This is a genomic window from Singulisphaera chitinilytica (genome assembly GCF_049331405.1).
Classification (GTDB): domain Bacteria; phylum Planctomycetota; class Planctomycetia; order Isosphaerales; family Isosphaeraceae; genus PoT.
This window is the reverse complement of record NZ_CP186274.1, coordinates 9,227,435-9,247,530: the sequence shown is the minus strand read 5'-3', so window position 1 is coordinate 9,247,530 and position 20,096 is coordinate 9,227,435. Positions and strand designations below refer to the sequence as shown.

General features: G+C 66.2%; 20 protein-coding genes and 1 pseudogene. 7 read left to right on the top strand and 14 right to left on the bottom strand.

Annotation, left to right across the window (positions count from 1 at the left end; all coding sequences use genetic code 11):
* Positions 1-5: 5 nt before the first annotated feature.
* The 5 genes from ACOYYX_RS35960 to ACOYYX_RS35940 form a co-directional block, all read right to left on the bottom strand.
* Entirely contained in the window at positions 6-491 is a 486-nt protein-coding gene (locus ACOYYX_RS35960; RefSeq protein WP_422927472.1) for a hypothetical protein, read from the bottom strand.
* Positions 475-3,327 (bottom strand): MobF family relaxase, encoded by a 2,853-nt coding sequence (gene mobF / locus ACOYYX_RS35955; RefSeq protein ID WP_422927471.1) that lies wholly within the window; start codon positions 3,325-3,327, stop codon positions 475-477. The genes ACOYYX_RS35960 and mobF overlap by 17 nt, the downstream gene beginning before the upstream one ends.
* 1,086 nt (positions 3,328-4,413) lie before the next feature.
* A complete protein-coding gene (locus ACOYYX_RS35950) occupies positions 4,414-4,665 on the bottom strand; it encodes a hypothetical protein (RefSeq protein WP_422927470.1) in 252 nt (83 codons plus the stop codon).
* Between the two features lie 308 nt (positions 4,666-4,973).
* Positions 4,974-5,360 carry a hypothetical protein gene (locus ACOYYX_RS35945; protein WP_422927469.1) on the bottom strand — a complete coding sequence of 129 codons (387 nt, stop codon included), beginning with the start codon at positions 5,358-5,360 and terminating at the stop codon, positions 4,974-4,976.
* Positions 5,361-5,580: 220 nt separating this feature from the next.
* Positions 5,581-7,533: a hypothetical protein gene (locus ACOYYX_RS35940; RefSeq protein WP_422927468.1), complete on the bottom strand. Its 1,953-nt coding sequence runs from the start codon at positions 7,531-7,533 to the stop codon at positions 5,581-5,583.
* Positions 7,534-7,736: 203 nt separating this feature from the next.
* Here ACOYYX_RS35940 and ACOYYX_RS35935 point away from each other — a divergent pair, with 203 nt between their 5' ends.
* Complete coding sequence (locus ACOYYX_RS35935) at positions 7,737-8,708, top strand: tyrosine-type recombinase/integrase (protein WP_422927467.1); 972 nt, start codon at positions 7,737-7,739, stop codon at positions 8,706-8,708.
* A gap of 207 nt (positions 8,709-8,915) precedes the next feature.
* The gene (locus ACOYYX_RS35930) at positions 8,916-9,296 is read left to right on the top strand and encodes a hypothetical protein (protein WP_422927466.1); all 381 of its coding nucleotides are present in this window, start codon (positions 8,916-8,918) and stop codon (positions 9,294-9,296) included.
* A gap of 32 nt (positions 9,297-9,328) precedes the next feature.
* Here ACOYYX_RS35930 and ACOYYX_RS35925 read toward each other — a convergent pair whose 3' ends face one another.
* Both ACOYYX_RS35925 and ACOYYX_RS35920 read right to left on the bottom strand, forming a co-directional pair.
* Positions 9,329-9,712 carry a type II toxin-antitoxin system VapC family toxin gene (locus tag ACOYYX_RS35925; RefSeq protein ID WP_422927465.1) on the bottom strand — a complete coding sequence of 128 codons (384 nt, stop codon included), beginning with the start codon at positions 9,710-9,712 and terminating at the stop codon, positions 9,329-9,331.
* Positions 9,705-9,953 carry an AbrB/MazE/SpoVT family DNA-binding domain-containing protein gene (locus ACOYYX_RS35920; protein WP_422927464.1) on the bottom strand — a complete coding sequence of 83 codons (249 nt, stop codon included), beginning with the start codon at positions 9,951-9,953 and terminating at the stop codon, positions 9,705-9,707. The genes ACOYYX_RS35925 and ACOYYX_RS35920 overlap by 8 nt, the downstream gene beginning before the upstream one ends.
* A gap of 530 nt (positions 9,954-10,483) precedes the next feature.
* Between ACOYYX_RS35920 and ACOYYX_RS35915 the strand changes: the two genes are divergently transcribed.
* Positions 10,484-11,365 (top strand): ArdC family protein, encoded by an 882-nt coding sequence (locus ACOYYX_RS35915; protein WP_422927463.1) that lies wholly within the window; start codon positions 10,484-10,486, stop codon positions 11,363-11,365.
* Between the two features lie 192 nt (positions 11,366-11,557).
* Here ACOYYX_RS35915 and ACOYYX_RS35910 read toward each other — a convergent pair whose 3' ends face one another.
* From ACOYYX_RS35910 to ACOYYX_RS35880, 7 genes are all read right to left on the bottom strand, one after another.
* The gene (locus tag ACOYYX_RS35910; protein ID WP_422927462.1) at positions 11,558-13,237 is read right to left on the bottom strand and encodes a recombinase family protein; all 1,680 of its coding nucleotides are present in this window, start codon (positions 13,235-13,237) and stop codon (positions 11,558-11,560) included.
* Between the two features lie 118 nt (positions 13,238-13,355).
* Positions 13,356-13,604, bottom strand: coding sequence for a hypothetical protein (locus ACOYYX_RS35905; RefSeq protein ID WP_422927461.1), 249 nt, complete (start codon positions 13,602-13,604; stop codon positions 13,356-13,358).
* Positions 13,605-13,714: 110 nt separating this feature from the next.
* On the bottom strand, positions 13,715-14,110 hold the full coding sequence (locus tag ACOYYX_RS35900) for a DUF6362 family protein (protein WP_422927460.1): 396 nt from the start codon (positions 14,108-14,110) through the stop codon (positions 13,715-13,717).
* 534 nt (positions 14,111-14,644) lie between these two features.
* Positions 14,645-15,262 (bottom strand): hypothetical protein, encoded by a 618-nt coding sequence (locus ACOYYX_RS35895; RefSeq protein WP_422927459.1) that lies wholly within the window; start codon positions 15,260-15,262, stop codon positions 14,645-14,647.
* 8 nt (positions 15,263-15,270) lie between these two features.
* A complete protein-coding gene (locus tag ACOYYX_RS35890) occupies positions 15,271-15,483 on the bottom strand; it encodes a hypothetical protein (RefSeq protein ID WP_422927458.1) in 213 nt (70 codons plus the stop codon).
* A gap of 151 nt (positions 15,484-15,634) precedes the next feature.
* Positions 15,635-16,387: a hypothetical protein gene (locus ACOYYX_RS35885; protein ID WP_422927457.1), complete on the bottom strand. Its 753-nt coding sequence runs from the start codon at positions 16,385-16,387 to the stop codon at positions 15,635-15,637.
* Positions 16,388-16,710: 323 nt separating this feature from the next.
* Positions 16,711-16,866 (bottom strand): hypothetical protein, encoded by a 156-nt coding sequence (locus ACOYYX_RS35880; protein ID WP_422927456.1) that lies wholly within the window; start codon positions 16,864-16,866, stop codon positions 16,711-16,713.
* A gap of 242 nt (positions 16,867-17,108) precedes the next feature.
* Here ACOYYX_RS35880 and ACOYYX_RS35875 point away from each other — a divergent pair, with 242 nt between their 5' ends.
* The 4 genes and pseudogenes from ACOYYX_RS35875 to ACOYYX_RS35860 all read left to right on the top strand — a co-directional run bounded on the left by ACOYYX_RS35875 (position 17,109) and on the right by ACOYYX_RS35860 (position 20,090).
* On the top strand, positions 17,109-17,981 hold the full coding sequence (locus tag ACOYYX_RS35875; RefSeq protein ID WP_422927455.1) for a transposase: 873 nt from the start codon (positions 17,109-17,111) through the stop codon (positions 17,979-17,981).
* Positions 17,882-18,496, top strand: a complete 615-nt coding sequence (locus tag ACOYYX_RS35870) for a hypothetical protein (RefSeq protein ID WP_422927454.1) — start codon at positions 17,882-17,884, stop codon at positions 18,494-18,496. The genes ACOYYX_RS35875 and ACOYYX_RS35870 overlap by 100 nt, the downstream gene beginning before the upstream one ends.
* 264 nt (positions 18,497-18,760) lie before the next feature.
* Positions 18,761-19,039 (top strand): annotated as a pseudogene (locus ACOYYX_RS35865) (transposase); the annotation flags it as partial.
* A 16-nt stretch (positions 19,040-19,055) separates the two neighbouring features.
* Complete coding sequence (locus ACOYYX_RS35860; RefSeq protein WP_422927453.1) at positions 19,056-20,090, top strand: IS701 family transposase; 1,035 nt, start codon at positions 19,056-19,058, stop codon at positions 20,088-20,090.
* The last annotated feature ends 6 nt before the right edge of the window (positions 20,091-20,096 follow it).

Here is a 20,096-nt window from a genome sequence, read left to right as displayed (position 1 = left end):
CAGGCTCACGCGATTTCCTCGACGCTGATCCTGCGGATGAGCGTCGCCTGATCGTCGGTGCATTCCTCCGGCATGGGATGCTCCCACACCCACGGCATCAGGTGCAGCCCGATCAGGTGGCACAGCGAATAGAGCCGGCGCCCCTCGATCCTTACCTCGACATCCGTGAAGCGCAGCACGAGCAAGGGGCCTTTGCCCGGCTCGCGGGGGGCCACCATGCGGCAGCGCCGCAGGTCGGAGTAGGCCAGGCCATCCGGAAGATACTCCCTGTCGACCAGGAACAGCGTCATCTGCGGGCGCTGCATCTGCCTCCCATGGGCCGCGTATGCCATCCCCGGCCGCGGCAGAGGGTCCGTGCGTTCCGAGGCTTCCGCCCGCGGCTTGTCCGTGTCGGCGTCCTGCTCCTGCCGGCGGGCGGCGGCGGCCCTCATCTCGGCGAGGATGGTCGAGCCGTGCGAGCTATCCCGGGGTGTTCTATCGTCCGTATCCATGGTCGGCCTGCCTTTCTTCTCGATGTTGCTTGTCGTTCGGGCGCGCCTGGCCTCCGTAGGCCGAGCGGGCGAGCTGGGTCAGAGTCAGCCGACGCTTGCGCTCGCCGCGCGACGCCCGGCCATCCGGTCGACCGATCTGCGGCCGTCTGGGCTCCGGCAGGTCGAGGGCCAGCCGCTTGTGCGAGCTGCGCGTGATCGCGTCGCGCAGGAAATCCTTGTCGTCGGTGTAGAAGGTGACGCGTTCCTTGGCCCGCGTCGCCGTCACGTATTCCATCTCCCGGTTTGCCGCCCTGCCCGACTGCGAGTTGGCCGCGACGATCGCGCGCTGGACCGTGCTGCCCTGGCTGCCCATGCTCGTCTCGACGTAGCCGTGCCGGATGAACCCGGCGTCGGAGGGGATCACCCAGCCGTTTTCCAGGCGCAGATTGCCGCCCGGCGTGATCTCGCCCAGGGTCCTGGTCATGCCGTTCTTCAAGGTGTGCTTGCCGTCCATCGTCTTCACCGTGCCGGTGAAGCGGATCAGGTCGCCCCGGGCCAGGAGGAGCGTCTCCGGCCGGTATACGTCGAAGCGGTCGGCCTGCCCCACCGGCACGGACGCCGGGTCGTCGACCCTCACGCGTTCGCCCCGCCTGTACCCCTTGGCGTGCTTGTGGAAGACCAGCACGTCCCCCTTATGATAGCTGCGGATGTCGCCGCGCTCGGCCTCGCTCGCGTCGCGGGCGACCAGCCGCGTCACCGCATGCTCGCCCCGCGAGAGCCGGCCGGCGGCCTTGAGCTCGTGGCGGAGCATGGCCGTGATGCGTGCCGCCTCGGCATGGGTCGGTGACACGATCAGGCAGCTCTTGCGATCGTCCCGGGCCTGCAGGTAATCGGCCGCGATGTGGCGATAGCGGTCGGTGTCGTCGGCGACCTCCCGCACCGCGCCCATCGCGTCGAGGGTGGCGAAGCCCTCCTCCGCCTTGCCTTCGGAGAGCTGCGTCGCCGCCAGGAGGTAGCGCTCGTCCTCCGCCTCGCGCTGGCGCAGGATCTCGGGCACGAGGAACGGCCTGATGCCGCCGAACTCCTCGAGCAGCCGCATGGTCGAGCCGCGCCCGACCGAGCCGTGCTGCGCCGCGTCGCCCACGAGGATCAGCTTGAGATCGAGCCGTTGCGCGAGCTCGAACAGGCGCACGGCGTCGCGATGCCCCATCATCGAGGCCTCGTCGATGACCACGCGTCGGCCACGTGCCGACGCCTGCATCGCACCGTCGATCAGGAACCTGGCCAGGGTGTCGGCGGCAAAGCCGTCGCGCTTGAGCACGCCCACGGACTTCGCCGTGGTGCCGAGATACGCGACCGCATGGCCGGCCCTTCGCATGGCCTCTTCATACTTGGCGAGCAGGGACGACTTGCCCGCCCCGGCCGGGCCTTCGAGCAGGTTGATGCGGTTCTCCGATTTCAGCAGCCCGAGGGCGGCCCGCCACTGCCCGTCGTTCAGCACCTTGCCGTCGTCCGTCGTCCGCGTGAGGCCTGCCGGCACGGCGACCGGGGTCACGTCGCCCCGGCCGAGCAGCGCCGCCTCGGCCAGGTAGCGTTCCTCCGCCCTCAGCTCGGGCGACGTCGCGAAGCGCTCGCCGCCGAGCACGCCCAGGATCATGCCCTGCCTCACGGCCTCCGCCTCGATCTCGGGCGGCGAGGCGTGGCCCATGCAGCGCTCCATCGCCGTGGCCGCGAGCTCCTCCCAACGCATGCAAGACTCCCGCTCGGAATGGTGCAGGTAGGCGAACCGCACCGCCTCGCCTACCGTCCGCGCCGGCCGCGGGTTGCGCCCGCTCCGGGCGCGGTCGATCAGCTCCGCCACCGCCGCGGCGTCGGCGGCGGAGAAGAGCGTGTCCCAATAGGCTTGGCATTCTTCGAACGTCAGGTCGTCGCGCTTGTGGCGGCGCGACGTCGCCCCCAGCTTGTCGCGCTCGACCGCGCTCAGTCGGTCGGGGATCAGCTCCCAACCCGGATCTCCGGCCAGTCGCGCGGCCTCCTTGCGCTCGGCGATGATCGCGGCCTCCGCCTCTTCGACCTCCCGGCTCCGCCCGGACAGCCGCTCGACAAGGTGGACGGGCATGCCCTTGATGTCCCACGAATAGTATTTGCCGTCGCGCCATTTCGTCTCGATCTCGTAACCCGCCTCGGCCAGCAGGTGGGAGAGCCAGTGGTCGAAATAGCGGTCGAAATACTTTCGCAGGTCCATGATCGGCCGGAACTTGACCGCCTTCCATTTGTCCTCGACCGCATCGAGCGTCACGTTGGCGACGACGTTGTGGATGTGGTCGTCCGGCATCGGCATGATCCGCCAGGGATGGTCCTGGGGCAGCGACTCGTCGAGGACCGGGCGCGTCTCGCCGTGGGACACGGAATAGATGGCGAGGTTGCCGGTGACCCGATCCTCCTGCCTTCCGTCCAGGCGGACGCGCGTGGTGGCGTAGCGTTCCAGCTCGGCCAGCGCTAGCCGATTGGCTTCCCAGATGATGCCGGGGACGCGCTCATCGCCGCGCAGCTTGGCGATGGTCACGCCCTTCGGAACGCTGGCGGTGACGTCCCAGGCTGGGATTCGGTCTTCGATCAGCTTGGCGGTGAGCTGCTCGCCCGTGTGCGGGTCGAGGCCGCGGATCAGCCGCTTGAAGTGCTCATATTCCGGCTCGCCCGCCAGGCCCAGCGCCTCGGCGCCCTTGCCGAGCCACTCGCTGCGGGACCCGCCCTCGCCCCGATAGTAGCCCGCGTCGGACTTCTCGTAATAGAGGTCCGCCCGCCGCGCGGCCCGCTCGCCCCGCACGCCATTGCCCACCGGCTTCATGCGGATCATGGACGCCCCCCCGGGCACATGTGCTCGTTCGTGGATCAATGGCATGTTACGCATGAGATCAAGGGGTTCTTGTCGCTTTTTGATGTCGATGGTTTGGGGTGCAGTCTGATGCCCTTGCCGCAAGCGGCGGCGAGGGGCGGTCTTTTTTCACCGTGCAAAAGCTTCCCGTTGGGCCGAGCTCCAGGTTCGGATGAGTTGGAAGACTGACTTGTGTGGGCGTCCGGCACGGTGGGCAATCATGGTCGGCTGCCGGCCCGGCCGTTGCTTGGCGGCATGGCTTCAACATGAGAAATGATGAGGGGAAGATCCTCGACGTGCTCTCCGGCCTACGCGACAGCAGGCACGACTCGGCCGGCGTGAACTCCTCAGTCGCCGGGCACGGGGCCGCGGCCATGCCGTAAATCCCGGCCTCTTCAGCCAATTCACAATCGCCCGATTGCGTGTTCAATCGTCTCAGTTAGTCATCCAACTTCGACGCGATGTATCAATGTAAGTCATGTAAGCGTGAGCGGATTTGTAAAGGCCTTCGAGGGGCATCGTGCCATCGTCCGGGCCCGGATCCCCCGTCCTTTGAGATGGACGCGAGCTCCGATGGTGGGGCGGAGTGATGTTCCCCCGGGATTGTCCGGCGAGCCCCATTCGGCGAGCGTATACGAAGGCTGGATCCCCTCATTTCAGTGATCGATCGGGCAGGCGCAGAAGCCGACGAGCCCGCCACTTCGCCGAAAGGGGCGGGAGAGAGGTTGGTTGTCGGTGAGGTGCAGATAGGCCGAGGCAGCGCCTTCGATCGCCGCCCGAGGCGATGTCGCCCCGTCGGTGCGAGAGACCCGCGAGCGCCGGACCTCGGGCGGCTCGTGAGTGCCGCCCTGGACACCGCATGGTATCCCTCGGGCTCCCCTACCCGCCGAAGTCGCTCCGGCGCAGGGCGGGAGGAATGCAGACCGCGCTATTGCCCTTCGGCGATGGCCGGCAAGGGCAGTAAATTGAACGGGGGCCGTCTTGCGGGCCGGCGTTCGTGCAACGCATAGCGGTCGTCCACGTTCGGCCGACCGCGGCTGACATCATGCCAGAGCACCCGCCCGCGGCTCAATTCGCGGGGCGGATCGCATCCTGGCGGTCGCGCGGCCAAAGCACCAGATTATGCGCCGGCGCGTCGTCGATCGGCTCCTCGTTGAAATGCGGGTTCGTCGGCACGCGGGCACGGCGGCGCAGCGTCGGGAAGGACCCGTTCCAGAGGTTCGAGTTGATCTCCCGGAGCTGGGCGCGTGGGCGTTCGGCATCCGGCGCGACGGAATGGCCCGGCATGAACCGGAAGGGATAGGTCACGATGTCCAGCACTCCCGATTCAAATCCCGCCGACGGGTCGCCACCATCCGGGACGATGGGCTAAGCGCGGCGGTGGGCCTCCTCCCGTGCCAGGAGATGGCGCAGCCGCTCGAACGGCAGGCCAACCCGGAAATCGTCCGAGTCGGCCGGGCCGTCCAGGCTATTGATGATGCCGGTAGCCGCCCCCGGGCCGTCGAGGAGTAGGCGCGGGCACGGCGCGGGGACCAACTCCAGGGAGGCGCGGAACGGCTTGCTCATGGGCTTCAACACATGGCGCATCACCGCCTGCGCGTCAGGTACGAGCGATGCGGGCGTGGCCCTCACCCGGGGGGTCGGATCCGTTCAGGGCTGGCGCCCGCTCGGGCGGGCTCCGAGCAGGCTTGCGGCCGGCATGCCCTTGATTGCGACGGGCATGGGGCCGACTGCGGGTTCGGGTGATCGCAATCGCCGCGAATCGAAGGAGACCCGGGCGATTGGCTTCTTCTCAGCCGATTGATCCGGCCCGCTCTCCGCGCGACCTCTCGCCGCGAGGCGAACCCGCGGACATAGGACGCGGCGAGTGCCAGGAGGCCGCCGATGCAGAACAGGGCGCCCGCCGCCAGCGCGCATCGGGCCAGGCCGTCCCGATGCGCCAGCTTGCCGGCGACGAAGGCGGCGTAGACGCAGAGCATGGAGCCGTGGATCACCGTCTTGGGCCGGATGGTCATTGTGGTACCGGGTTCCTTGCCGGGCGTCGCGACATCGGGGTCGACGCTTGGTCCCTGCCGTTCGTGGGAAGACAGCAAATGCTCGGGGCGACGCCGCCCCAATGGTGAACTCCGATGGCGACTCGACGCCTCGGTGGGGGTCGAGACCGATCGTCCGATCTTTGGACCCGGAGAGATGCGCGGCCTCTGCTTCGACCACGCGGGCGAGTCGCAAGCTTCGTCAAGGGAGGTCGATCGTGGCCAGAAAGTCCGTCCCAGCCTCGCCGTCCCCCCTCCCGTCGAGGGATTGGCCGAGGAGGTTCACGATCCCCGTCGCCTTCACGGTCAGGCGCAGGCTCCCGGAGAGGCTAGGCCGCCGCGCCATCGCCAGGGTGATGGATCGAGCCCGAGGATTGTAGGATTCCCGGAGGATTCGGCCCGGTGCATCATAGGAGCCATCGGCCCCCTGCCCCGTCACGGAAATCGCCCGTCGAAGCAGGGCCGGCCTGGCCACGATGCGCTGGTCGAGCATCAGCACGATGCGCACTACGCCGTTTCGGGCCCTTAGCACGCGCACCCCGACGATCTGCGGCGGCGTCCGCGCGAAGCCGGGCGGCAGGGGAGGCGCCGCCGGGGCCGGCGTCACGGGCCTGGCCGGCTTCGACGGCGCCACGGGAATGGATGGCGGGGCCGTCGGCGAGGTCGGTGCGGTGGGCGGAGCGGGCGTGGAAGGCGGCGAGGATGGCGGCGTGGAATTACCGGGGTTCGCCGTGAGCAGGCGCGCCACCGCGAATCTCGCCGAAGCCTGGATGCCCCCTCCCGAGAGCGAGGCATATCCGGCCACGACGAGCTTGCCGTCGGGGGTCAGGGCCGCCGCGTTCGCCTCATCGTCGTCGTCGGACAAGCTCGATGTCCCCAAATTGAAGGGGATCATCCTCTCGCCCCGATCCGCAAAGCCCGCGTCGAGCGAGCCGTCCCCATTGAGGCGAATCACGCCGAAATCGCCGTGCGGCGCCCCCACCTGCCCCGCCACGAGGATCTTGCCGTCGGATTCCATGACCACGCCATTGGCCCCCGCCCTCCGGAATCCGAACGAGGCCGGGAATTGCAGCACGTACTTGCCGGTCTGATTGAAGGACGTGTCGAGATCGCCCGAGGAGGTCAGCCGTGCCACCCCGTAACCGTTGCCCGCCGAGCCGGCCACGACGATCGCCCCGTCCGGTTGCAGGGTCATGGCATTGGCGGCATCCGCCGGCTGAGAACCGGCACTGAGCGCGATGGTCCGGACGCCTGCATTGCCGAAGCTCGCATCCGGCATGCCTTGTGCGTTAATCCTCGCCAGGGCGAAGACGCTGCCGCCGAGCCCCGTCGCGTGCGACCCGGCCAGCACGATGGCACCATTAGCTTGAATGGCCACGGCGTGCGCCACGTCCTGCGCGGGGCCGGAGGCAAGGCCCAGGGTCTGCTCGCCGTCCTGGCCGAATCCGGGATCGGGCACGCCGGCCGATGTGAGCCGGGCCACCGCGAACAGGGTGCCTCCCGACCCCGAACCCGCCTGCGCCTCGCCCGCCAGGACGATCAAGCCGTCGGGCTGAAGGGCGGCCGCATAAGCCCTGGCATCGCCCGGAAAGGCGATGGTCTGCCGGCCGCCATCGCCGAAGCTCGCATCGAGTTGTCCATTTGCCAGCAGGCGCACCGCGGCGAACGCCGACTGCCCGAAATCTCCGGCGGCCGACCCCGCCACGACGATCCGCCCGTCGGCCTGGACCAGGACGCTCTCGGCGTCGGCGGCGGACTGGGACTGGCCGCCGTAGGGGACCGGGACGGTCGCGATCCCGCCCTGGCCGAACCCCGGATCGAGAGCACCATCCGAATCCAGGCGAGCCACGGCGAAAACGGTTTCGGAGCCGACGGTGGCCGTCCCGGCGAGGACGATCTTGCCGTCGGATTGCACGGCAACCGCGTGTGCGACATCGTTCGTAGGCGCGCCGCCGGTCCCGACCGAGCCGACCTGGATGGCTTCCTTGCCCGTCCCGTTGAAGGTGAGGTCGAGATCGCCCGCCGCGCAGACGATCCGCCCTTCCAGCGATTCGAGGGCAAGGGCCCTATTGCGTTTCAGCCGCCTTCGGCTCCCTCCGGCCGCCGGGATCCGGCTACCGGCCGCTCTCTCCGGGCATTGGTCCTGCGATTTCATCGTCCCACCTTCTTCGATAAGCGAGGGTCCATGGACTGATCCCGGGCAACGACGCCTCGGGTGACGGTCGTCGAGGGGCGGGGCATCGAATGGGCGTTCGATGACGTCTTTTCGCTTGCATAAAACCGAGATATTGTGACATGATCTCATGCAGGATAAAGGACATTATCCTGTATCGGAGGGGAGGCCTGCGGATGTGCGAGATGCTTGAGACGAAGGGAGGGGATGTCGACCCGGCCGAACAGCAGGGGAATAGCTGCTGGCTACCGACCATCGTCACGAGGGCCGGGGAGAAGGCGGGCAGGCGATTCATGGAATTCTTCACCGCCAATATCCGGAACGCGAACACGCGTCGGGCCTACGCGCGAGCGGTGGGGAAGTTCTTCACCTGGTGCGAGGATCGCGGCCTCGAGCTTCGGGAGGTCGAGCCCGTCACGGTGGCGGCCTATGTCGAGCAGCATCCGGGCTCGAAACCCAGCGTGAAGCAGTGCCTGTCGGCGATCCGCATGCTGTTCGACTGGCTGGTGACGGGCCAGATCATGCCGTTCAACCCGGCGGCCTCCGTGCGAGGGCCCCGGTACGCGATCAGGAGAGGCCTGACGCCGGTCCTCACGGCCGGCGAGGCGCGGCGACTGCTCGACAGCATCGAGACGACCACGATCATCGGATTGCGCGACCGTGCCCTGATCGCCGCGATGGCCTTCAGCTTCGCCCGCATCGGAGCCGTGCTGGGCATGCGGATGGAGGATTACTTCGTCGAGGCGGGGGAGGTCTGGTTCCGGCTGCATGAGAAGGGAGGCAAGCTCCATTGCGTGCCCGCGCATCCCATGGCCGCGCTCTACATGGACGCTTACCTCGCCGCCGCCGGGATGGGGGACGACTGGAAAGGCCCCCTGTTCCGCACGGTCGGCCGGGACCACGTGCTGACTCCGAGGGCGATGGCGTCGAACGACTCCCTCAAGATGATCAAGCGCCGCGCCAGGGCCGCGGCGCTCCCGAGGACGACCTGCAATCACACCTTTCGGGCCACGGGGATCACGACGTACCTGAACAACGGCGGCAGGCTCGAACGGGCGCAGGAACTCGCCGCCCACGAGGACATCAAGACGACGAAGCTCTACGATCGCCGCCGTGAAAAGAGCATGATGAAGGAGGTGCGGAGGATTTCGATTTGAGATGCAGATATGGGCAATCTGCTACGGATAATGTCCTTTATCCTGCATTGAAGCTTAACCGGTTGCGCCTCGCGTCCGCAAGGCCACTCCATCACAGGCCACGGCGATGGAGAGGAGCGAAGAACGTGAATCGCTCCCTCGATCCCGGCGGCAATTCAACAGGGACGTCGCTACCGTCCGTCCCACAGTTCTGAAAGGAATCAGACCATGACGCTCTACCACGTCCATCTCTACCGCGAAATGCGGATCACCTTCGAAGGCATCGAGGCCGAGACGCCCCAGTCCGCCGCCGCGATCGCCAGGCACATGCTTGCCGGCGAGGCCGTGGCCATCGAGGAGTGTGGCGGCGAGAACCTGGCCGCATTGGTCGGCGAGGCCGGCGATGATGCGTTCGAGCGAGCCATGCCCATCGACTTCGCGGCCGAGCGGCTGCGCACGGCCACGCCCGACCTGCTGGCCTTGTCGCGGCGCGCCGTTCAGGCGAAGGCCGCGGGGGAAAGTGTCACGGATCAACTCTATGTCGCGGCGGTGCTCCTGCTTTCGACGCTGGAGGATGAGCTTCCACCCGGTGAGTTCGGTGGCGCATAGGTGGGTAGGGGACGCTCGAACGCCCCTCGTCCTCACCTGATCTGGATCACCTGCACGCCCACGTCGCACAAATCCCATTTCCGCTCGGCGGTCACCGCCGGGACGGCTCGCATCAAGGCCAGCGCAAGGCAGGCGCAATCGCCGAAGGAGATGCCCTGCCCCCGCGTCTTCTCATGGAGCGACGCCGCGACATACGCCGCCTCGCGGTCGAAGGCCACCGGCTCGGGCACGAGCGGGGACAGTATCCTCGTCACGGCCTCGAGCGGCATCCCTCCCCGCCGCAGCCGCTGCACCGTCTCGCAGAAATTCACGGCCGAGATCACCGCGTGCGTGAGCAGCGGCCTGACCTTCTCGGAACCGGACTCGGCCTGGATCAAGGCGAGCAGGGCCGAGGCATCGAGCACAACCTCAGGCAAAGGTCCCGTCCCGATCGCGGGCCTTGCGGAGCTCATCGACGAGGCTCATGCCCGGCGAGACGTAGCGGGCGCAGATCTGCTGGGCCTGCCTGATGGCCTCATCGAGCGTCTTGACCTCGATGCCGTGCTCGGTGCGGCTGAAGACCACGTCCGCCCCGTCCTCGATGCCAAGCTCCTTCCGCAGCTCGGCCGGCAAGACGACCCTGCCCGACGACACTTTACCCCGCATTACCGTTTCCATGGTCCCATTCCCTGTCCGTGATCCATTTGCTAGATCATGACAGATTTTCACATGTATGGCAACTGTTATTTCTATGGCGAACTTTTGTTTCTTGCCAGCCTATGCCGTCCGGGACACGTGCACACCGAGGCCGAGCTCGGCGCATCACCATCAGAAATCCCTTCCTTTTCGGAAGCATCGCCCTCTACAAAGACTCCTTTCTCCGCCTGTTCAGGCCTTGATACCAATTCTGCCGCCCCGGCTGGCGCCGGCCGCGTGCTTTCGGGGTGTGCTTGGCTTCCGTCCCTCGCGTGACCGGCTGCGCCGCCCTCTCGCCCGCGTGGCGGGGAAGCGGGGGGATTCCCCCGCCCGTCAAGGATGCCCTGCGGCGGCAGGCGCGGCCCCCTCCCCGGCTTCCGCACTGGCGTTTGTGCAGCCGGGTCCCCTCCGCGCCCGCCGTCCTTGACCGCCCTCCCCCCTTCAAGAGCCTCGCCTTCGTCCCGGTTGAATGCGCCGCATTCAACCGGACTTTGTCAACGAAGGAGAGAGCCATGCCCGCCGCCCGCACCGACCTCTACGGCCGCGTCACCGAGCAGATCGTCGCCGAGCTCGAGAAGGGCGTCCGCCCGTGGTTGAAACCCTGGGACGCCGAGCATGCGGCGGGACGCATCACCCGGCCCCTGCGTGCAAGCGGCGAGCCTTACAAGGGCGTCAACGTGCTGATGCTGTGGATGGCGGCGGAGACGCAGGGCTTCGCCGCCCCGATCTGGATGACGTTCAACCAGGCGAAGGAACTGGGCGGCCACGTCAGGAAAGGGGCCAAGGGGTCGCTGGTCGTCTATGCCGACAAGATGACCAGGAGCGAGGACGACGACGAATCCGATCGCGACATCTTCTTCATGAAGGGCTACACGGTGTTCAACGCCGAGCAGGTCGAGGGACTGCCCGAGTCCTTCTACCGGCTTGCCGCCCCGGCACTCGATCCTGTGCAACGAATCGAAGCGGCGGATGTGTTCTTCGCCCATACCGGGGCCGATATCCGCCATGGCGGCAACCAAGCCTATTACGCTGAAGGCTCGGATCACGTGCAGATGCCGCCCTTCGAGGCGTTCCGCGACGCCGAGAGTTACAGCGCAACGCTGGCGCATGAGCTCACCCACTGGACGAAGCACCCCACCCGCCTGAATCGAGAATTCGGCCGCAAGCGGTTCGGCGACGAGGGATACGCCCGCGAGGAGCTGGTGGCCGAGATCGGCGCGGCCTTCCTGTGCTGCGAACTCGGCGTCACGCCGGAATTGCGCGAGGACCATATCAGCTACCTCGATCACTGGCTGAAAGTGCTGAGGGAGGACAATCGGGCGATCTTCCGGGCCGCTGCCTGCGCCCAGAAGGCGATCGACTTCCTGCACGACCTCCAGCCGAGGAACAGGTAGGTACGAGCCGCCAGGCGGCGGGCGGGCTTGCGGCTTCACGTCTCAGGCCCGCAATTGGTCCCATGCCGCATATCGCATAATCATATCGAAGCACCGACAGTTCACTCCTTGGCTTCACAGAGCGATTGAAGGCTTTGCCATGCTGCGGCAAGGCAGGACACTCAAGCCATATCAGGTTGGGGTGAACTTCATTCAATCATCCCGGCCCAGGAAATAAGAAGGGAATTTAGCAATCGTATCGCGGTGGGACGGATTCCGTCGAAAATCATCAATTAGGGATCGCCATTTGGGCAATTCATCCATTTTCATGAAGTGGTCGAATGGCGAACGCATTGTATATTCGAGATTTTTCCCTCGTAATTTTAGTGTCGAAAACACCAGATTCACGAGACGTCTTTTCCCCTCGACGTTCGACGACCGGAAGTGCGAAAGGGCGTTTCCGCTAATCTTTACAATGTCTTGCATGCGTTCGGCAAACTTATCGTCGGCGCTGTTATGCTGGCCTATCTCCTGGGTGATCTCGTCCCGGCGCCCGGCCAATGCTTTGCGGAACTCCGAATGGTCTTCTTCCGTAATTTTGCCATCCAGCCAGAAATCCATGAGCCTATCCAATTTGGATTTGATGGCGGTTTGCTCCCGGTGCAGGGATTCCAGGTGAGCTTTATGATAATCCCGCTCGTAAACGGCACCGCTGCGGATATATTGCACGATCTCGGCGACATCCTCCGGCGCGAGTTTCAAATTCTCGAACACCTCCTCCACCCGTGCCAGCACCTCGTCTTCTCGCACCCATATTTTCTTGGTCGTGTCAACCGGATTATAAGTGCCGAGATAGGTGATCTGGTAGGGAGTGCCGTGGGCACGCTCGCGCCGCTTGGTATCGGCCGTCACGACCCTGCCGGTGATGGCACAGGTGATGAGTCCTCTGAACACATATTCCTTCCCGCCGTACTTATACGGTTTCTTCTTCCAGCCGAGTCGCACCGCCCGGCAGGCTTCGAAGACCTCCCTGCTGACGAGCGGCTGATAAATATGCGGGTATTCCTTGCCGGTCTTCTGCACCCGCATCACCCCGTAGTAAAACGGGTTCTGCAGGAGGCGGTGGATGTGCGACTGGCTCAAGGTGCCCTGCGACCGCACGCTATTCCTCAGCCCCCATTCCTTCGCCTTGCGCGTCAGGTCGCCGAGCGTATATTCGCCCGACGCATAGCACGAGAAGAGCTTCTGGACAAGGGGTGCACGCACCGGATCGACGACTATTCTGCCGGCGCCCCTCTCCCTCTCAAGGCCCCTGATGTGCAGGTAGCCTATCGGCGCGAGGCTGATCCACTCGCCCTTGCGCAATTTCTGCTGGATACTGCGATTCACGTTATCGCGCAGCGAATCCACATAGCTTTGTGCCAGGATGACGTGAAGATTCCACATCAGCCGTTCTTGCGAGGTGGAATTCTTGTGGATCTGCACGTTCTCGACGTGGAAGTGCAGCTCGATCTTCCCTTCCCCGATCAATTTCTCCAGCAGGGGCGTTTCCGTCAGGCGTCGTTGGAGCCGGTCCACCTTGTCGGTGATGATGGCGATGCGTTCTTTCTGGCGCCTGGCGAAATCGATCGCCGCCATGAAGTCTTTCCTGGTGCCGACCGTGGAGGATTCTACGATCTCGAAGGTCCTGATCACCTCCAGGTCGTTGCGCATGCAATATTCCCGCAGGCGGAACGTCTGCGCATCGAGCGAATAACCCTGCTCCTGATCCGGCGTCGAAACACGCGCTGGCGCTGCATGGCCTTGGTGGCCCTGTTTCCAAATGCGTCTTTCATCGCTCATACTCCCGCAACGGTGATCGGGCAAGTTGGAAAACCGAAGGCGGATCGGCATGACGGCTTCCAGGCGACGCCTTGTCGCATAGCCGCCATCTCCCCGACCGGGCGGGGACGATACGCGCCGAGGTCGGTTGATGATCCCGTCCGCCTCCGGGGTTCCACACCCATGAAAATTATTTATGTTCATTCTTAGTTGTAACAGGTGGATCGATGGAGTCAATGTGTCCTAGCGTTTCGTCCTGCTTCAGTCCCATCAATTCCCGGCAGAAGGCGATGAGATTGCGCGCCGCCGCATGCGCCTCCGCATCGGATAGCGTATCGCCGGAGCGTTCCTTCACGCGGTCGACGATGGATCGGAAGATTTCCTCGCGGCTGCGGCCGTCCGGCCTGGCGTCCCACGCCTGCTCGTAGGTCAGCGGCATGGGCCCGCCCCCTCGCCCGGCACTCGGATCGACGGTCGGAGTTCTCCCGATGATGACGTTTCGTATAGCATTATTTGTTCGCCTTGTTTAGCATTATTTTGCCCGAGCATTCATTTCCTCCCGCCGCATGATTCATTAAGGCGCGTGGCGATCTTGAGCAGCGCCGCGCCCCACATCTGCCAGGCCCTGGTGCGGCCGCAGCCGATCCGCTCGCAGATCTTCCGCCAGCGCACCCGCTCGGCGCGCAGCCATACGAGGCGGCGTTCCTCCTCGGAATCGAGCAGGAACATCCACCCCAGGGCCTCCTCCATCCTGGAGATCGCGGCCGCGCCGGGAGGCCCGAGGCGGTGGGGCATCGGCTCCGCATCGAGCAACTCCTGCACCGTGCGGATGATCGGCGGCCAGGCGTTGAAATACCCCCGTGCCTTGACGCGAGGCAGGCGACGCAGCGTCCTCGCCGCCTCTTCGAAGCGCCCCGCGACGCCCTCGGCGGTCCACTTTTCCATGGTCATGCCCCCCCGACGAGCTGGAGCCCGATCACGCGCACGCCCGTTGCGGTGGCGTCGGCCCACAGGCGTTGCAGATCGTCGAGGTAATGCCGTGCGATCCATTCCGGGAGAAGCGGCTGGGGCAACTCATGTAAATCAGCAGGCCGCCCTGGCGCGGCTCGGAGCCGGTGATGGCGGTATTGCCGAGCCAGCTGCGGCATGCCGCCCTGCCGTGTTCCCTCTCGAAGGCACTCAGGACTGCGTCGCAGGCCGCCTGCAGCTCGGGGACATGGCAGGCCGGAGGGCGGTGCGGGTGCCTGCCCCCCGAGAATCCCCCTTCCAGCACCTTGGCGACGTGATCGGAAGATTCGACCGCCCAGCCGAGGTCGATCGTCCAGCCCTTGCCGGGTATCTTCCCCAGGCAGAAGTCCGAAGCCGCCGATGATCTCGCAATAATGTCGCCATGCCTGCATGTCCTGGCGAAAATCCTCCCGCCATCGCCGCATCATTCGACCTTCCCGGGCGGCGGTCAGGGCGGCCTTGCGTCCCTGGTCAGCTTGCCTTGTACCTCCTCGTTCCAGATATCCAGCATCTGCTCCAAAATCCGACCTTGGTCCTCCGCGGCCGCGTTTCCGTCCCCTCCCTGCCTCCCGCCTGGCGTCCTTGATTCAAGTTTCTCTCGCCTAGGGATTTCACAAGGGGCTTTCTGGTTTCCGGATCTGAGTCTGCATTCTCCTCTGCATCTGTATCTGTTGCTTCTTGGGTTGCCCGGCGTCCCGCGACCTTCCCCGTGGCTTCACCGCGTTGCAGGCCGTCGCGTGCCGTTGCATCCGGTCGCCTGGAGGCGCGATGCTTCTGGGACCGCTCGGTCGAGGTGGCATGCTGCCGCCTACTCCAGGCGGTCAGGCGGTTGTCCCCGTCGATCATCCCCTTGGCGCGGAAGGCCTCGATGATGTCCTGGACCGCCTTCAGCTCCGCATCCTGGGCGACGGCGACCTCCTCGGCATCGACATCGGCCACCCCTCGCGGGTCGTGCTGCGACGCGGCATCGAGGAGGCAGGCCCATATCGCCACCACCAGGGGCATGGGCTGCCCGGTGCGCCTGGCGATGACCCGCAGCTTCGGGTCGTACGGCATGCCGTGATAGGCCCTGTACCACTCGATCGACACGCCCGCCCCTACGAGTCGGATTCATCGCTGCCGGGCGTGTGCCCCTTCTTCCCGGCGATGATTCTGCGCACCCAGTCGAGCATGGCCTCGGCGTTGTATGCGGCCTTATCCGCCTGCTCCAGCAGCCCCGTCAGGACCTCGTCATCGAGCCTCAAGACCTCCTCCCTGCTCATTTTGCGGAGATCTTCCAGGGCAATCCCGGGTTCGGACAAATCATTCATACGGCCTCCTTCGATCGTGTTGTTCGATTCGAGGCTGCACGACGACACGGGGGGATGGCGTGTACCTTGGTGAGGGCGCCGGCGGGGATGGAGAGGAAGGTCTATCGGAGTCGGTCCTGGGCAATCCCGGAGGAAAGTGCCGCAAGGGCGGTCACGGGGTAATGGCCGGGCGACCTGCAACTCCTTCCGGCTCCGCGGCCATCCATGGGACGTTCAGGCGATACGAGCCGCGTTTGTCCGACAGGATGACCCTCCGCCAGTCTCGCTTGCTCTTGAACACGTCACGCAGCCTGGCCGCGTGCGATCCGGCGCCATCGAGGAGCGTCTTGCCGTGGACCCAGGGGCTGCGGCCGAGCGATGCCGCGTGGAGGATCTTGATGACATGCGCCTGCACGTCGCCGAAATGATGCTCTTCGCCGTTGATGCGAATATGCCTGTAATCATCGGAGGCGAGGAATTCCGCCAGCGGCCCCGCCGCACAGCCCTCGACGTCATACGGCCTCAGGCGATATTCCCTCTCGAATTCCGCCCGGTCCTGCGCAAGGACCATCAAGTCTTCTATGCGCACCAGGAGGGCGGGCTGGCGCGGCTCGTCCGGCAACCGCAACACGGTGCCCCTCCTCGTCACCGAATCGAAGCTCCGCAGTCGGGCACTCCCGACGCTGGATATGGTGCGGAAATCCCGGGGCCGGACCCCGACGAACCCTTCTTTGGCCTCATGCCGCATGAAGACGAACTGGCGATCCCGGATCGTGCCCCGTTCGAGGTATCGCAGCGGCATCCACACGCAGGCATGCAGGAATTCGTTCTCGACGGCGTAATAGAGGTCTTCCAGGGAGATCCCCCAATGCTCGCGGAGCCGCAGCAGCCTGGCATATTTCCGATCGCGAAATATGGAAACCATGATGCAATCTTTGATGGAATATAATTATTAGTATTTGCACTTATAAGTGGAGTCCCTCGGCCTGTAAAGCCCCCGTGAACACCCCCGTGGGCGCGAGCCGGGGCGAGGCGACTTTCCGGCGGGCCACCGAGGAGACCGGGCGGTCCTCCACCGACCGCAGGCCCGAGGACGCCTACGTCGATCTCATGCATGATGCCGAATCCCGTGGATCACTGACCATTAAGGGCGGCGGCCCACCGGAACCCGACCGCCCCGCGTACGACCTCGGGGTGGTCGATGAGCCAGCGGCAGCGCAACGCCTTGAGGTCCTCCAGGCCCGAATCTCAAGTGTCGTAGGCCACGCAGCTCGGCTCGAAGCCCCGCCGCTCGGCCGCGCGCAACGTGTCCAGTAAGTGGCCGTTCTTGGTCGGCCTGTAGTGGAGTTTGTGGTCGACGCGATAATCGACCGGGGCGATCCGATCGCCGTCGGCCCAGACCATGGTGGTGAGGTTGATGTCCCGGACGGCGGCCTTGTGCTTGCCCGATCAGTGCCGGTTGACCGGCTCGATCTCCTCGGCGTAGCGCTTCAGAGTGGAGTCGTCCACGACCTAGCTGCTCCCTGTGGGTGGACTAACGGCTGAGCCTCTTATCTCGACTGATGCCGATTTCACGGGCCCGCCTCGGCGGTAACCTGAGGGGTTGCTGACGCACCTCAAGTTTACCGGCCGAGGACGGGCCCATCATGATCCTACCGCCCGAGGCGCTCCCGCTGCGGACCGTAGGCGACCTCGCACCGGGGCATCGCACCGATTATCGGCGCGTCCTCTCGCGGGCCCCGTGGTCGGGCCTGAGGGTCAGCTGCACCCTCGCCCGCCCGATCCTCGATCGACTCTGCCCGCTTGGGCCCGTGTTCCTCGTCGGCGACGACACCGTCGACGGCCACCCCGGCCGGTGCGTCTACGGCAAGGCCCGACACCGCGACCCGGTCCGCTCCTCCCACGCCTACACCGCCCGGGAGTACGGCCACCGCCGGGTCGTCCTGGCGGTCCTCGTCCGATTGCCCGGCACGGGCCGCCCCCGGGCGTTGCCCGTGCTCGTGGACCTCTACCGCTCCGAGGAAGACGACCGCCGACGCGGCCACCCGCATCGCACGCCGGTCCGATTGATGTGCCGGCCGCTGCGGGCCCTGATGATGGAATTCCCCCGCCGACGCTTCGTCTTCGTCGGCGGCTCGGGCTACGGCTCGCACGATGTCGCGCGCCTCTGCCATCGCCACCGGCCCCGGCTGTCGCCGGTGAGCAAGCTGCACCCCGAGGCCAACCTCTTCGATCCCCCGCCCCCCTACGGCGGCAAGGGCCGGCCTCGCGTCAAGGGGGCCGCCGGCCCAAGCCCAGCGAGGGCGTGGAGGCCGCGCGGCGCCGCCGCAGGATCACCGTGGGCTGGTACGGCGGCGGCCGCCGGAGGGTCTAGGTCGTCACCGGCTCGGGGCACTGGTACAAGGCGGGCGAGGGGCCGGTGCCGATCCGCCGGGTCTTCGTCCACGACCGGGAGGGGACGCATCGCGACGAGTACTTCTACACGACCGACCAGGCGATGGGGGCCGGCGAGGTCGTGACCCGATACGCGGGCCGCCGGGACCTGGAATGCACGTTCCAGGTGGGCCGTGCCCATCTCCACTCGGAGAGCATCCGGGGATGGAGCCGGCTGACGGTGCTGCGTGCCACGCCGTGCCTGCTCGGGCTGTATTCGGTCGTGACGCTGCTCCACGATGCCCTGCCGGCGCAGGCCCGTGTCGGCGGGATCGACCGGCCGGGCAAGGAGTCCGTGACGTCCTCGGATGCCCCGTGCGCCGTCCGGCTGAGGTTGTGGTCCGAGGGTGTATACCGAGAGGTCGGATTCGACTCACGCCTGGAGAAACTCCCCGCACCTCTACGCGAGTGGCTCTGCCGAGCCCTCGCCCCGGCGGCGCAGGGCTCAGCTATCGGCATCAGTCGAGCTTATGTGACAGACTCTAAATCGGCCACAACCTGTGGCCTAAAAGAGACAGCCGTGTCGGGGCGTGCGCGCCGGAACCAGGGCCTTGCGAAGGTGAAAGAACCTACAGACATCTCTTCTAAGCGTTCCGCTTAGGAAAAAGCAAATGCCGAATTGAATGTAGACTGGCCCGACTGTCAACTCGCCAATCCGAACAAGTTAGCACGACGACTAACAAAAGAGAAAATCTTCGGGGAAGTTGGGATTTGAGGTAAAATTTTCTAGCTATTCTTGACAGCCTGTACTTTCCGCGACTTGAAGTATGCGTAGGGTTGAGATGTGGCGAGTAGACGGGGGCCGGCCCGGGCGGGACGATGGCGGTTACCACACTGCCTGACACCCCGAGCGGAGCCGGCCCCCATGACATCCTCGCATCCGACGCCCGCCCCTTGCCAGTGGTTCGCATGGCTCGCCGACGTCCTCGATCGCCGGACCGCACCGAGGCTCGCGCTCCTGCTCCTCGGCGCCGTCCTCGCCCGCGGCCGACGCACCGTCACCGCCTGGATCCGCGCCGCCGGCCTCGGCGACGAGTTCCGCTCCTGCTACACCGCCGCGGCCGCCGCCGGCAAGGAGGCCGATCGCATCGCCGCACGCCTGCTCATCGCGGCGGTCAGGCCGCTGCTCCGGGGGTCCACCCGGCTGGTCCTCGCCCTGGATGACACCCCGACGGAGCGGCACGGCCCGCACGTCCAGGGGGCCGGCGTCCATCACAACCCCACCCCGGCCCGGCCGGCTCCCCTACGTCTACTGCCACGTCTTCGTCGTACTCGGGCTCCTGGCGACGCACCCGGCCAGGGGCGTCGTGGCCCTGCCCCTGCTGTCCCGACTCTACGTCCGCAAGGCGGACCTGCCGGCCATCGACCCCCGGCACCGGCCCGAGTTCCGCACCAAGCTGCAGATGGCCGTCGAGCTGCTCCGATGGGCCCAGTCCTGGCTCGACCTGCTGGGCCTGCCGATCTGGGTGGTTGCCGACGGAGCCTATGCCAAGAGGGGGTTCCTCAAGCCGGCGAAGTCCCTGGGTATGACGGTCGTGAGCCGGCTCCGCAGGGATGCGGCCCTGCGGACCCTGCCCGGGCCGAAGCCGCCGGGCCGACGCGGCCCGGCCCCGACCTACGGCCCGGATGCGATCGACCTGGCCAAGCGGGCCGGCCAGCGTCGTGGCTGGTCCACCGGCACGTTCGAGCTCTACGGGGAAGATGTGGTCAAGCCGCTACAAGACGTTCACGGCGACCTGGAGGCCGGCCGGGGCGCGATCCGGGTGGTCCTGGTGGACGAGCCGAAGGGATGGAGGGCGTACTTCTGCACCGACACGCGGGCGAGCGTGGCGGAGATCCTGGGGATGGTGGCCGATCGCTTCAGCCTGGAGATCGCCTTCCGCGACTGCAAGCAGGTCGTCGGGGCCGGGCAACAGCAGGTGCGGTTGATCCGTGCGAACGTCGGGTCGTTCCACATCTGCCTGTGGACGTTCACCCTGACCGAGGCGTGGGCGTGGTCGAGGGAGGATGGGGAGTTGGTAGACCGCTCGGCCTCGCCGTGGGACAGCCCGTCGCGTCGCCCGAGCCACGCGGATAAGCGCCGGGCGTGGCGTCATGCGCTGCTGGGCGAGGAAATCCGCGCGGTTCTACGCCCGGGGGCCACCGAGGAGGAGATTCAGGCCGTCGCTGCCAGGCTGCTCAGCCTGGCAGCATGACATATA

Excerpts from the sequence above, each read along its gene's own strand:
- ACOYYX_RS35935 (WP_422927467.1), top strand. The coding sequence starts at position 7,737 with ATGCTTGAGACGAAGGGAGGGGATGTCGACCCGGCCGAACAGCAGGGG.
- ACOYYX_RS35960 (WP_422927472.1), bottom strand. The coding sequence starts at position 491 with ATGGATACGGACGATAGAACACCCCGGGATAGCTCGCACGGCTCGACC.
- ACOYYX_RS35945 (WP_422927469.1), bottom strand. The coding sequence starts at position 5,360 with ATGACCATCCGGCCCAAGACGGTGATCCACGGCTCCATGCTCTGCGTC.
- ACOYYX_RS35890 (WP_422927458.1), bottom strand. The coding sequence starts at position 15,483 with ATGAATGATTTGTCCGAACCCGGGATTGCCCTGGAAGATCTCCGCAAA.
- ACOYYX_RS35915 (WP_422927463.1), top strand. The coding sequence starts at position 10,484 with ATGCCCGCCGCCCGCACCGACCTCTACGGCCGCGTCACCGAGCAGATC.
- ACOYYX_RS35860 (WP_422927453.1), top strand. The coding sequence starts at position 19,056 with ATGACACCCCGACGGAGCGGCACGGCCCGCACGTCCAGGGGGCCGGCG.
- ACOYYX_RS35910 (WP_422927462.1), bottom strand. The coding sequence starts at position 13,237 with ATGCCGATCCGCCTTCGGTTTTCCAACTTGCCCGATCACCGTTGCGGG.
- ACOYYX_RS35880 (WP_422927456.1), bottom strand. The coding sequence starts at position 16,866 with ATGGTCTGGGCCGACGGCGATCGGATCGCCCCGGTCGATTATCGCGTC.
- ACOYYX_RS35905 (WP_422927461.1), bottom strand. The coding sequence starts at position 13,604 with ATGCCGCTGACCTACGAGCAGGCGTGGGACGCCAGGCCGGACGGCCGC.
- ACOYYX_RS35940 (WP_422927468.1), bottom strand. The coding sequence starts at position 7,533 with ATGAAATCGCAGGACCAATGCCCGGAGAGAGCGGCCGGTAGCCGGATC.
- ACOYYX_RS35920 (WP_422927464.1), bottom strand. The coding sequence starts at position 9,953 with ATGGAAACGGTAATGCGGGGTAAAGTGTCGTCGGGCAGGGTCGTCTTG.
- ACOYYX_RS35885 (WP_422927457.1), bottom strand. The coding sequence starts at position 16,387 with ATGGTTTCCATATTTCGCGATCGGAAATATGCCAGGCTGCTGCGGCTC.
- ACOYYX_RS35875 (WP_422927455.1), top strand. The coding sequence starts at position 17,109 with ATGATCCTACCGCCCGAGGCGCTCCCGCTGCGGACCGTAGGCGACCTC.
- mobF (WP_422927471.1), bottom strand. The coding sequence starts at position 3,327 with ATGATCCGCATGAAGCCGGTGGGCAATGGCGTGCGGGGCGAGCGGGCC.
- ACOYYX_RS35900 (WP_422927460.1), bottom strand. The coding sequence starts at position 14,110 with ATGGAAAAGTGGACCGCCGAGGGCGTCGCGGGGCGCTTCGAAGAGGCG.
- ACOYYX_RS35930 (WP_422927466.1), top strand. The coding sequence starts at position 8,916 with ATGACGCTCTACCACGTCCATCTCTACCGCGAAATGCGGATCACCTTC.